Source organism: Butyrivibrio sp., from assembly GCF_017433805.1.
Taxonomy (GTDB): Bacteria; Bacillota; Clostridia; order Lachnospirales; family Lachnospiraceae; genus Butyrivibrio.
Map to the genome: position 1 here is coordinate 57724 of NZ_JAFRGN010000007.1, position 11899 is coordinate 69622.

The following is an 11899-nucleotide window of genomic DNA, read 5'->3' on the forward strand; positions in this document are numbered from 1 at the left end:
TCTATACTTTTGATCAGAAAAAATGTTTTCTTATCAAACTCCAATTCTGTATAATATATTTTATATTTCCGTAATATCTACGTATGGTCGCGAATTTTTTGGAAACGTCTTTTTCATTTGGAATCCCCTGCTTAATTATTTCAGACAGTTCCTCGTCCGAAATAATCCCTCTTTTTGAAAAATCTATATCTATTCCATACTTTTCAAAAAGAGGCTTCACGTATGGTAAGTACCACCTTCCTCGAAACAAGCCTAATCCACCTAATGATATCCCTCCAGCAGTATAAATATATGGAAAAATATAATCATAATTTATATCATACGAATAAAACAGATGAAATGGATGCCTGTAGCTTCTCCAATTTCCATACGTCTCCCATTCCCAGGGATTCTCGTCATGGTCTAGATAACTAATTAGTCTAGTTCTTCTCCATAATGCAGCTTGACAATTAAACTTATATGTTCCAAATATGTGTCGTTTTTCAAATCCAACATACTTATCATCTTTTATATTATCAGAAAATGTTTCCATATAACTGAACACTGATATTTGCTTATTTTCTTCCATCCAGCCAATATGCTTATATATCTCTTCCGCATTTATTTTTCCCATCATAAAAAAATCATCTAAAAGAGTAATAATATATTCAGTATCTATCCGCTTTAGCGTTTCACGCAATCTTTTCGTCCACGACACATCTTCATCAGTTTTATATAATTGAAAAGTCGTTATGTTCAATCCCTTATAGGTATAGAATTCACTTTCAGTATTTAGAACTATCGGTATTTCTTCTATTCCTTCCCATTCATTTTTTAATATTTTGAAAAAAGGATCCCATAAATCCCGATATTTATCACAACTGGACACAACTATAGTATATTGTCCTTTCAAAACATACCTCCACTCCTATTTTTTTTCTCTATGCTTCCATAGACAATTTGAGCTGTTACAGCCACAGTAATGCACAGAAGATAAAGCATTATATGGGATTTCATGCCATGATTAACACCAAAGCGTTTTAGAACTTCAATATAAATCATACTAATAGCCTCATGTAAAATATATAAAGGAAAACTTGCCTTTCCTATAAACGTAAATATTCTATTATCATATATCCGATAGTTGGTAATACCGCTAAATGAAATTGACACACCAAAAGATAGCAATATAAATAATGGGTATTCGAATTGCATTGGCAAATCCGAACATATGTATACCAAAGAAAGACTATAAATTCCAATTTCAATCAAATGCAAAGCCATTCTATATTTTCGCAACGTATCATTATACTTTATGTATTCACTTAATTCAGACATAATACATCCAATACACATTACCGCTAAAGGATACCATATTCCACTAGAAGACCTTAATCTATCCTTATAATTCAATAAAACATAGACGCAAGTTATAGAAGTTAGTGGTGCAAGAATTTTAATAAACCATTCTCTTTTCAATAGAATAATCGGATAAATAATCAATGAACATATCATTAAAGCGGACAAATACCATGATGCCGGAACGAAATAGCCATTTGGATATTGCATTCTTCCATCAAATCCAATGTATTTTAACATAAGCAATCCCGGTATATTATAAATTACTTGCTTCAAACCACTCGATATTCCTTCAACCATACTGCACCCTAAGAAATATAAAAAGAATGCAGGAATATACCATACCATAAAAGATTTATACTTTTTCCAGATATATTTTGTGGTTTCATCTGGAATATTCGCATCTCTTGATATTTTCTTAGCAGATTTAGCTAAAAGATATCCCGAAACCAAAAAATAAAACACGACCGCAAAACCACCCTGATTTATCACTTGAAAATGTATACCAAAAGCATCAAATAGACTACTTCGCATACCTAAATGATGAAGCATAATCACAACTGCAAAAATAAATCTCAAAAAATCAATTTTACCATTTCTTTTGGTCATACTACTCGTTTAATCTCCACTCTTCTAGCTGAACACTAATTACTGATGGTATTGATAATAAAGATAAATAATTAAACCACCCCCAAGGCTTCCCAACCTTTTTAGAAGTATGTTTTACTTTTTTATGCCATATATATAAAAATTCACGTTCAAATATTACTACGTCATATTGAGGCTTTTCTCTGTTTAACTTGAATATTTTCTTGATAGCATTTGAATAGTCACTAGGTTTGTAGCGACTATTATCATATGGTAACTCTGCTATGATATCGCAATCATCTTTCGATAATTCTCTGAATACATTTCCAATTCTTTTGGCTGAAACACTCATTTGACAGTTTGCTTGTTTTTCTTGATAACTACTGGAAATCTGTCCTTCATGTTCTCTATATTTTAATAGCGATTCCCCTATTCGATGTAATTTGCCACCTTTTATGATTATATCAGTCACTAGTCCATAATCCTGTGCGTACCTCAAGCTTTCGTCATACCAGATTTCATGTTCATCCAAAAATGCTTTTCTCATCATAAATGTAGGATGGGCAAATCCAACATTTTCAATCAGCATTCTAATATCTGATATTTCATTATTTCTAATCCTGCTACGTATCTCACTCTCATCATATATGATATTATCGCCATCAAAAACCACTGTATTCGAACCACACAAACAAACTTCTGGATTATTCTCCATATATTCAATTTGCTTTTGAAATCTTTCTGGAAATGATATATCATCAGAATCCATTCTTGCAATGTACTTCCCCTTGCACTCTTTTAAAGCCCTGTTAAGTGATTTAGTCAAACCAATATTCCTAGAATTCCTGATTAACTTGATCCTATTATCTTGTATATTATATTCTTCCAAACATTCAACAGTCTCTGTGTTTTTGCAGCCATCATCTATAATGATAAATTCATATTTCGTATAAGATTGATTTAAAATACTATCAATAGCCTGCTTTAAATATTCTTTAGGCGTCTCATAAACCGCCATGATAACTGATAGCATCAATTCTTCATCTTTCATAACTTATTTCCCATTAACTTATATGCAGCATATTGCTCTAATTCTTGTCTTAGTACTCCGTCTCCGAAATGAATCCATTCCACATGCTCATTCCTAAGAATATCATTGACTTTCACCAAAGCATCTATTATTATGTCAACACGTTTAAGTGGAATTAATGATGCACAACTAACTATTCTAAAAGAAGATACATTTTCACAACGTATATAATCAGCGTCCAAACTGTTAGCTGAATTAGAACCTATATAGCAAACAGTATATTTGTTCATAAACTGTTTGCCAAATTTAGCAATCTCATATTCTTTCCCGGAATCACAAACAAAAAAAATTTCATCTATCACCTTGTCAATTATTTTACTGAAAGGTTTTCGCTGACTCCGGGGCCATTGTTCATCCTGATAGTCGTATCCATGCGCTCTTGTCGTAACATAAATCCCGTCATTGGACGACATGTTTAGGCCAAGGCCAAGAACAGGAGCTAAATTCCAATATGAATATACCAATGCAGTTTCTTTTCTCGCTTCACCTTTCTGCATATTTGCATTAAACCACTTATAAAATTCCTCTGCTTTTCCGTAGTATTTTATGGATTCCCAAATTCTTATTAGCTTCCTTTTTGGGGAATGTATAATTTCTAATTTCTCATCTAAAATTCTTTTATCAAATAGATATTTGATTCCATAGTATACAGTTTTCCATATGTTCCAATCGTCGATAAATGGGCAATATTTCACTTTGTTATATTCTAGTCCTAGAACACTTTTAATATTCTCTTTAGCCATCTCATCAATAATCTCGCTAGGATTACCGCATATTCTGGCAATAATAGATACCTCATAATTCTTGACCAATTCTTGTAATTCCGACTTTATAAAACTTACATCAGAAGTATCATACGGAAAACCTTCGGTCAAAAAGTAGATTTTTTTTACATCCGAATACTTTTCCTTTAAATAGGTGACAAATGTCTTAGCATTACATTTAGCGTCAAATTTACTATTCCATATTTCACAAGAACGCCTTCTCATAAGCTCTTTCTCATCTTCTGAGCATGTTAAGCAAGAAATAATAGCATCTGCAACTTCATCCGCAGTCGGATTTGCAGGCAGTAGTAAGCCATTCCCATCTATCATCTCACTTATACCACCTACATTAGTAGCAATAATAGGTATTCCAGCGCTTTCCGCTTCCATAATTGATACTGGCAGCCCTTCATTCTCTGATGTCAAAAGTAAACAATCAATTTTATTATCGTTATAATATTGGAGTATTTGCTCATTAGGCACATGCCCCATAAACTTATATGTTACCATTTGTCACCTTTTCAAACTGATACATTAAAAATCTTAACCCATCTTGCCGAATCGATAATTCTCCACATAAGACCATTTTTAAGCTGTAAATCTTTGTCATCAGATTTTATCCACCTCAATACTCTGTCTGTATCAAATAAATCTTTAAACTCCTTCAGAGCTTTTTCAAGTTCTCTGTGATAAAAATCCCTATTCTCAGCAAACCATTTCTCACCAGGTGTCTCAAATCCAAATTTACTTATCCTTTTCTGAACTTTTTCTGGTAGTATCCCGCTTAATCCATCTCTTAAAATCGCCTTAGTATACCCATTTCTTAGTTTATACTCAAATGGCATATCATAGACCGTATCTACCAGTCTATAGTCTAAGAAAGGATTTCTCGATTCTATAGAAAACGCCATTGAATACCTATCACCCTGATGCATCTGATATAAAAGCTCATTTTCCATATAAGTCTTAATAAATGCTTCCGGATTGCGTTTGGGATAGATCAATTCATTTTTTAAAACATTCTTTATCACCGATTGGCTAAAAGGCAATTTAGCAATTTTCATCAAATAAAGCCTTTTAAGCCCCTTTTCCATAAACACGGGAGTTAAAAAGCTTTTAATTGCAGATAGCACAACCAATTTATAATTACTTTTTTCAGTAGGCACCCTAAGTCTAATATAGGCATCTACTTCTTTTTTAAAAAGCTTATAATTTAGCATTTTTAGGGCATACAAAAAAAGAACTGTATAAAAATCTGTATACCCTGCAAGCTGTTCGTCAGAGCCTTGCCCATCTAGCATAACTGTCAGGCCATTCTCCTTGGCAGCTTTACACACTGACCATTGAGCAAATCCGGTGGTGCCCGAGATAGGTTCATCCATATGCCAAATAAGTTTATCCAATTCAGCTATCATCGTCTTTTCATCAGGAAATATTTTATGCGAAGTCACATTAGTATTCTCTAAAACTTCATCAATATATTCCTGTTCATCATATTCCTTTTCCTCAAAACATGATGATATAGTATGCTGCTCCTTAAAATCTTCCCTTACACCATCTCGTGTTACTAATCTATCCGCAATACATACTATAGCAGAACTATCCAATCCCCCTGACAAGAAATAACCAAGTGGAACATCAGAGCGCAACCTAAGCCTTACTGAGTCTTCAAAAACATCTCTAAAGGCATTACATGCATCTGCATAAGATTCTTTAAATGATTTGTTCTTATGAACTTCATAGTATTTCTGAATCGTGTATTTATGATTATCAAGTTCGTAAATCAAATTATGTCCAGGTTTCAACTGATAAATATCTTTAAATAACGTATATGGAGGTCTTTCTATATTACCTCTGATAATATACTGCATCAAAAGCTCTCTATTTGCTCTTGGATTATTATCGAGTATTTCAAAGAACTGTTTAATTTCTGAGGCAATCAGAAACATCCCTTCACTTTCAGTGTAGTAAAATGGTTTAACCCCGAACCTATCTCTGGAGCAAAACAGCTTTTGCTGTTTTTGATCATATAGAACAAATGACCACATGCCATTAAAATGTTCTACGCATTTCTCCCCCCATTCTTTATAAGCAATTATCACTACTTCTGTATCGGTCTTTGTTTGAAAAGTATGCCCTCTACTTATTAACTCATCTCTTAGCTCAATATAGTTATAGATCTCTCCGTTGTAAACCAACACGAAATTATTAACCTTTTCAAATGGCTGATGTCCATCACTCGATGTATCTATAATAGCTAATCGCCTATGACCAAGAGCAACTTTTTCATCATAAAAAGTGCCTCTATCATCAGGGCCTCTATGCGCAATTATATCAGTCATCAGCTCAAATTTCGCTTTATCAATGACACCCTTTTGTCTTATACAAGCAGAAATACCACACATACTATTTCCTTACCCTTACTTAATAATCTTATGTTTAATGCTTTGCAAACAGTGTTTCAAAGCTAGCTCGTTTGGATAATCAGCAACAGTTTTATTGGGCGCAGCTAGTATTTCCTGCCATTCTTGTTCTGAAATATCGAGTTTCTTAAGTACATATTCTGTTTCCTCAGCCATCTGCTCTGGCGTACTTGTAGGAATCTGAATCTCAGCAAGCCCTTCATCTCTTGTCATTTCTCCGCCTACAATGAGACTAGAAATATGATCTCTGCGCTTCTCCCATCCATATTTCTGAGGCAGATAAACTTCCTGGAAGAACTTTGTAAACCTTGATTCAAAATGTTTACCACCATAATACTTCCAGCCAAACTCTTTCTCCAAAAGAGCAATTGCTCCTTTTTTAGAATAATCAATATATTCTAATGGATTAATAAATTTAACCGGATAAAAATATTCATAGCCAAAGTACTGATCCCAAAATGTAATGTGCGGATATTTTTTTAGAGATATTTTCCCTCTTCCACACTTTTTATATACACCCTTAATATTTATCCAATCTCTTGGCGATTGCTGGTAAGCATGGGAAAGAATTCCTTCTGTAGCAAGATTGGCACCATTCATTAAATATTTGATGTGATGTTTCTTGCAGTATTGTCTGACGGCTGCAATAAAACAGTGATCCTGAGGAACATCTTGATTAGCCAGTCCTGAAAACATATATGCGCGCTGCAATTCCTTAATAGTTGGCCAATCCATAACCACTGTATGAAGATCATATCCTAGTTTAGCGCACATCTTTTCGATATTCTGAACTGCTATTTCCGAATTCCATCCAGCATCCACATGAATTGCTAATACTCTAAGTCCATATTCATGACATAAATACAAAAGATATGAGCTGTCTACACCACCAGATATTCCTAATGCGCAATCGTATTCATCATTTTTACAGTCTTCCTTCATTTTGTTGATTATTTCAGAAAGCTGTTTTTCTCCATTATCCTTATAATGGCTATACTGTTTGCATAGATCATCGTACTCATGGCAATAGTTGCAAACACCATTTTCATCAAGCACAAGATTGGGATCGCTGGTAGTATCCATGATGCATCTGCTACATATTTTGTACTGTATTTTTTTATTTGCTGTAGATTCCATTCTCTATTAACTCTTTCTCTTCTGGATAATTAATTAATACAGCCTGTTTGTCTCCAAAAAAAACAAAAAGACTACCTGCTGCTACTGCATCTGCCCCTGCGTCTAATGCATATTTTAGATCAGCAACTGTTCTAGCTCCACCACACGCTATTACAGGAATCTGTACAGCGCTTGAAACTGCAGATATTGTCTTTTGATCATAACCAATTCTCATACCATCATTATCTATAGAGTATAACAATATCTCTCCCGCACCATAATCAGCATATTTTACAGCCATATCAACTGGGTTCTGCTTTAATTTCTTACCGCCATCTTCGACATAGCATGAAACTCCAAATAGCCCTTTTCTATAATCTATAGAACATACAATACTCTGACTACCAAAATATTCCGCTGCCTGTCTTATTAGATTGTAGTTACTAGCAGCAGTATTAATCACCACTTTTTCAAATCCTAATCTAAATAGTCTCTTTATCTGATCGATATTATTAATTCCGCCGCCGTAACTAAGAGGCATAAATGCTTCAGAAGCCATCTTTTCTAACAGTTCAAAATCTGGTTCTTTATTCTCCTTAGTGGCTGTAATATCAAGAATACATAATTCATCAACATACTTTTCATTAAATATCTTGATGGCATTTATCGGATCACCCAAATACTGCGCCTTATCAAATTTCTTGGTTTTTACCAAATTACCATCTTGTATTAGCAAGGTCGGTATCACTCTTGGTCTATTCATAAACTATCATACCCTGACAAAATTCTTAAATATTTGCATCCCATACTTATGGCTCTTTTCAGGATGAAACTGAAAGCCATATATATTTCCCTTTGATATACCCGCCACAAAATCATAACCATAGTTACACGTCATAAGCACATCAGAAGCATCATCGCAAACAGCGTGAAAACTGTGAACAAAGTAGAATCTATTCTCGTCACGCTGCATATCATCTACGATTGAATCCTCTTTTTTAATGTCCACGTAGCTCCAGCCCATATGAGGGATTTTGTAGTCGTCATTTAGCCGAAATCTCACAGAATCAAACGGTAATAAACTAAGGCCCTCCAACTCTCCTTCTTCGCTTTTACGTCCTAACAGCTGCATTCCAAGGCAAATACCCATAATAGGCTTATTATCTTTAAGCACAGCATCTTTTATTGCGTCAAATAGACCAAAAGAATGCATATTGCTTACTCCCTGATCAAATGCTCCTACTCCAGGGAGAATCAGCTTATCTGCATTCTTAATATCATCTATGTTTCTGGAAATCTTAACTTCATCATATCCTATTTTATGTAACATATTCTTAATAGAAGCCAGATTTCCCATATCATAATCAATAATTACAATCATCAATCCACCATCTTATTTATAAACATTTATACAGAACCCATTTTGTCAAACCGTCCTTCAAACTCTAATGTTGAACAGCTGTCTAATGGAAACTTAACCATCTGTCCTGTTGCAGCTGATTTATATATAGCCAAAACAAGCTCAAGAGCTCTTTTACCAGCCTCTGCATCTACATAAGGTTGCCTATCACTCTGAATTGCGTCAATAACATCAGCATATAATGGTGTATGTCCGAATCCATATACATTAGGCGGATTCTCATGAAACCTAGCCTTAACTTCTTCTGGATCATCCAGCATGTCTGAGAAACGCCACTCTTCAATTACATTAACTGATGTACCTCCTGCTTTTACAGTTCCCTTTTCTCCAAAAAGATACAACGTTTCTTCAAGATTCTTTGGATAAATGTTGGTAGTTCCCTCTACTATACCGTAAGAACCATTTCTAAACTTAATAAGTGCAATTCCCAGGTCTTCTGCTTCAATGTAATCATGTTTGAGACGATCAGTCATCCCAACAACGCAGTCAATCTCATCTCCCATCATCCATCTGAGAAGATCAATATTATGGATACACTGATTCATAAGTGCACCACCGTCCTGTGCCCAAGTTCCTCTCCATTTAGCACGAGAATAATACTCATAATCTCTCGCCCACCTAATATGCGCCGTTCCATGAAGCAACTTCCCAAATCTCTCCATATCAACAGCTTCTCGAATCTTCTGGATAGACTTGTTAAACCTATTCTGATGGCAAGCACATACTTTTAATCCTTCCTCCTTTGCTGCCGTAATTATACGATCAGCATCTGCAAGCGATAAAGCTATAGGTTTCTCAATGATTATATTAGCATGTCCTTTTTTTAAGCAATTAATTGCGATCTCAGCATGTTTGCCTGATTCTGTCGCTATAGCGACTAGTTCTGGTTTTTCCTTATCTAACATTTCAAGGTAATCAGTATAGCAATGTACCTGTTCAGGCAATTTGAACTTCACCATCTTGTCATGCATATTTTGCTCAACAATATCACAAATAGCCACAATCTCAAGGCCATTATTCTGCGCTGCCACAATATGGTTAGGTGATATACGGCCACAGCCAATTAACGCATATTTCATAAACTACTCCCTTTTAAGTCCAAAATAGATGAAAATATTTAACCAATCATTTCATTATAGCAATATTTCCCCTAAAAGCCAAAACGCTTTATACTCATTCCTTAAGATACTCTAGAACTGGCTTCATAGTAATATTCATATCAGCATTTTTTCTACAAAAATCAACGATAGTCTCCTTCAGTGTTTCCTTTGTTCCATATTGTTCTAAGTTCTCATAAAAATGCACTATTTTGTCCATATCTATAACAGAACTATCATTATTGAACTGGATAAAAAAAGGAACGTCTTTACCTATAAAAATATCTTCTCTACATCCCGACACTATAGGTAGTCCATGTAATAGATACTCTCTAATTTTAAGCGCACTGGATAGGTATAGTTTTCTTTTATATGCGCCAAAGATTCCGAGCCCAATATCTGCCTTTTTATATACTTCTTCTAGCCTTTCCCCTGTTAATTTCCCATAAAAAAAAATCGAATCTGTCAATCCAAGTTTTTGAACTAATTTCTTGTAATAATTAAGTTCTGTTCCTTCACCTACCATATGAAACAAAAATTCGACTTCATGCTCTTCTTCATTGTATTGTTTCAGACCTTTAATAACGCGCTCATACCCATGAGACTTTTGAAAATTCCCAACTGTGAATAGATTTATTACTTTTTTCTCCATTTCACATTCCTATTCCATTAATAATTCTTATCGTTTTTATTCCCCAAATATAATCATCTTCAGAGAACGTCACCAATCTATCAACGTGCTTTTTTAGTTGCTTCCTATAATGTCTATCCTTAAAAAACCATGGCCACATAGTACCATTCTGAAAAAGCTCACGATCATAAGGATAGGTCGGTAGCTCAAATACCACTTTAGCATCAGGATATTTTTCCCTGATTTTGCTCAAGAAATACATGTATTTTCTGTCCATTACCTGAGCTCGAATATAGAAAAAATGCACTTTATTCCCATTAGCTTTTTCTTTTATTTCATCCAGCGCATCTTCATATTTAGCTCCCCATGATCCCCCTGGAAGACGCCATAAAATGGATTTTATAATGTTTGATTCTTCTTTTTCGATGACTATCCTATCTACATCATACTCCTGTGATAAAGCCTTGATTTGCGCAAGAACTTTTTTCTCAACGCCCAGAAATGCTGTTTTAGAGCCAATATGTATATAAAATCCTTTTTCCAACTAACCTACCTCTTTTATACAGGAACAATCTTCCATTTATCACAAATAAATGCTTTCATCAACTTCGTATTTTTCTCTTCATCTTGAAGCCATTTATCCGGAACAAGTACAATCTTATCATCACGATCTGACAACCAAGCAGACCACCAACTAAAAGTCGAATTTGCTGTAATAAGGCACCTAGCCTTTTTCATCATCAGCATATCGATATCAGCTGAAGAACTGATAGTATTATCTACAAAGGTAACATTTCCGATGTCCGCAAGATTCGCTTTACACCAATCTATATCGTCAGAAAAAACATACAGGGGAATATTATTTTCTCCTAGTTCCTTACAAGCAATTGAAACTGCTCTTTTATAGTATTCTTTGCTCAAAGAAATATAGATTTTATTATATCCTTCCTGAGTATAATCGCCGCGTCTTACATGAATTGCTATGGCATTATGCGCTTCCAACATATTCAAAAGTGCATTTTCTTTTTCTGAAACATTCCCAATATAAGACAATTCGTTTCTTATGTCATTTGAAATATTCTCAAAATACTGCTTGTTCTGCCAGTAGCCATAGTAAAATCTATAATTAAACAGAAAAACCCTTGGATCCAACTGATATTCAGAATACTCTTTGTAGGTTCCTGCTAGCCAAGCCACAAACGGGATTTTCTGAAATAGCAGCCTTATTTTATTATAGTATTCATGATTGCAAAAATCATATTTATGAATGTTATAGTTTTGAATGGCTAATTTCCTATCATTTACCGTACTATAAAACCCAGTATCAAATTCAATCAAACAATGTTTCCTGTCTTCTAGCATTCTAGCAAATGCATACTGGAACATCTGATTTCCAAGTCCACCATTCAAGGCAATTATTCTTTTTCTCATA

The 11899-nt window shown here is 34.4% G+C and carries 12 protein-coding genes; all 12 read right to left on the bottom strand.

Annotated elements, in window-relative coordinates; translation table 11 throughout:
- Positions 1-13: 13 nt before the first annotated feature.
- Positions 14-892 carry a hypothetical protein gene (locus IJI01_RS00795; RefSeq protein WP_292184365.1) on the bottom strand — a complete coding sequence of 293 codons (879 nt, stop codon included), beginning with the start codon at positions 890-892 and terminating at the stop codon, positions 14-16.
- Positions 889-1947 carry an acyltransferase family protein gene (locus tag IJI01_RS00800; RefSeq protein WP_292184368.1) on the bottom strand — a complete coding sequence of 353 codons (1059 nt, stop codon included), beginning with the start codon at positions 1945-1947 and terminating at the stop codon, positions 889-891. Before IJI01_RS00800 ends, IJI01_RS00795 begins: the two co-directional genes overlap by 4 nt.
- Before the next feature lies 1 nt (position 1948).
- A complete protein-coding gene (locus tag IJI01_RS00805; RefSeq protein WP_292184371.1) occupies positions 1949-2977 on the bottom strand; it encodes a glycosyltransferase family 2 protein in 1029 nt (342 codons plus the stop codon).
- On the bottom strand, positions 2974-4290 hold the full coding sequence (locus IJI01_RS00810) for a glycosyltransferase (protein ID WP_292184374.1): 1317 nt from the start codon (positions 4288-4290) through the stop codon (positions 2974-2976). Before IJI01_RS00810 ends, IJI01_RS00805 begins: the two co-directional genes overlap by 4 nt.
- 11 nt (positions 4291-4301) lie before the next feature.
- Positions 4302-6185 carry an asparagine synthase (glutamine-hydrolyzing) gene (asnB, locus tag IJI01_RS00815; protein WP_292184377.1) on the bottom strand — a complete coding sequence of 628 codons (1884 nt, stop codon included), beginning with the start codon at positions 6183-6185 and terminating at the stop codon, positions 4302-4304.
- A 15-nt stretch (positions 6186-6200) separates the two neighbouring features.
- Positions 6201-7340 (bottom strand): N-acetyl sugar amidotransferase, encoded by a 1140-nt coding sequence (locus tag IJI01_RS00820; RefSeq protein WP_292184380.1) that lies wholly within the window; start codon positions 7338-7340, stop codon positions 6201-6203.
- Positions 7321-8082, bottom strand: coding sequence for an AglZ/HisF2 family acetamidino modification protein (locus IJI01_RS00825; RefSeq protein WP_292184383.1), 762 nt, complete (start codon positions 8080-8082; stop codon positions 7321-7323). The genes IJI01_RS00820 and IJI01_RS00825 overlap by 20 nt, the downstream gene beginning before the upstream one ends.
- A gap of 6 nt (positions 8083-8088) precedes the next feature.
- Positions 8089-8700, bottom strand: a complete 612-nt coding sequence (gene hisH / locus IJI01_RS00830) for an imidazole glycerol phosphate synthase subunit HisH (RefSeq protein WP_292184386.1) — start codon at positions 8698-8700, stop codon at positions 8089-8091.
- Between the two features lie 26 nt (positions 8701-8726).
- On the bottom strand, positions 8727-9818 hold the full coding sequence (locus IJI01_RS00835) for a Gfo/Idh/MocA family protein (protein WP_292184389.1): 1092 nt from the start codon (positions 9816-9818) through the stop codon (positions 8727-8729).
- A gap of 94 nt (positions 9819-9912) precedes the next feature.
- Positions 9913-10488 carry a glycosyltransferase gene (locus tag IJI01_RS00840; RefSeq protein WP_292184394.1) on the bottom strand — a complete coding sequence of 192 codons (576 nt, stop codon included), beginning with the start codon at positions 10486-10488 and terminating at the stop codon, positions 9913-9915.
- Between the two features lies 1 nt (position 10489).
- Entirely contained in the window at positions 10490-11011 is a 522-nt protein-coding gene (locus IJI01_RS00845; RefSeq protein ID WP_292184397.1) for a hypothetical protein, read from the bottom strand.
- Positions 11012-11025: 14 nt separating this feature from the next.
- Positions 11026-11898, bottom strand: coding sequence for an alpha-1,2-fucosyltransferase (locus tag IJI01_RS00850; RefSeq protein ID WP_292184400.1), 873 nt, complete (start codon positions 11896-11898; stop codon positions 11026-11028).
- Position 11899: the final 1 nt, after the last annotated feature.

What these genes read in the sequence shown, in the direction of transcription:
- IJI01_RS00800 (WP_292184368.1), bottom strand. Translation starts at nt 1,947, where the DNA reads ATGACCAAAAGAAATGGTAAAATTGATTTTTTGAGATTTATTTTTGCA.
- IJI01_RS00805 (WP_292184371.1), bottom strand. Translation starts at nt 2,977, where the DNA reads ATGAAAGATGAAGAATTGATGCTATCAGTTATCATGGCGGTTTATGAG.
- IJI01_RS00810 (WP_292184374.1), bottom strand. Translation starts at nt 4,290, where the DNA reads ATGGTAACATATAAGTTTATGGGGCATGTGCCTAATGAGCAAATACTC.
- asnB (WP_292184377.1), bottom strand. Translation starts at nt 6,185, where the DNA reads ATGTGTGGTATTTCTGCTTGTATAAGACAAAAGGGTGTCATTGATAAA.
- IJI01_RS00820 (WP_292184380.1), bottom strand. Translation starts at nt 7,340, where the DNA reads ATGGAATCTACAGCAAATAAAAAAATACAGTACAAAATATGTAGCAGA.
- IJI01_RS00825 (WP_292184383.1), bottom strand. Translation starts at nt 8,082, where the DNA reads ATGAATAGACCAAGAGTGATACCGACCTTGCTAATACAAGATGGTAAT.
- hisH (WP_292184386.1), bottom strand. Translation starts at nt 8,700, where the DNA reads ATGATTGTAATTATTGATTATGATATGGGAAATCTGGCTTCTATTAAG.
- IJI01_RS00835 (WP_292184389.1), bottom strand. Translation starts at nt 9,818, where the DNA reads ATGAAATATGCGTTAATTGGCTGTGGCCGTATATCACCTAACCATATT.
- IJI01_RS00840 (WP_292184394.1), bottom strand. Translation starts at nt 10,488, where the DNA reads ATGGAGAAAAAAGTAATAAATCTATTCACAGTTGGGAATTTTCAAAAG.
- IJI01_RS00850 (WP_292184400.1), bottom strand. Translation starts at nt 11,898, where the DNA reads ATGAGAAAAAGAATAATTGCCTTGAATGGTGGACTTGGAAATCAGATG.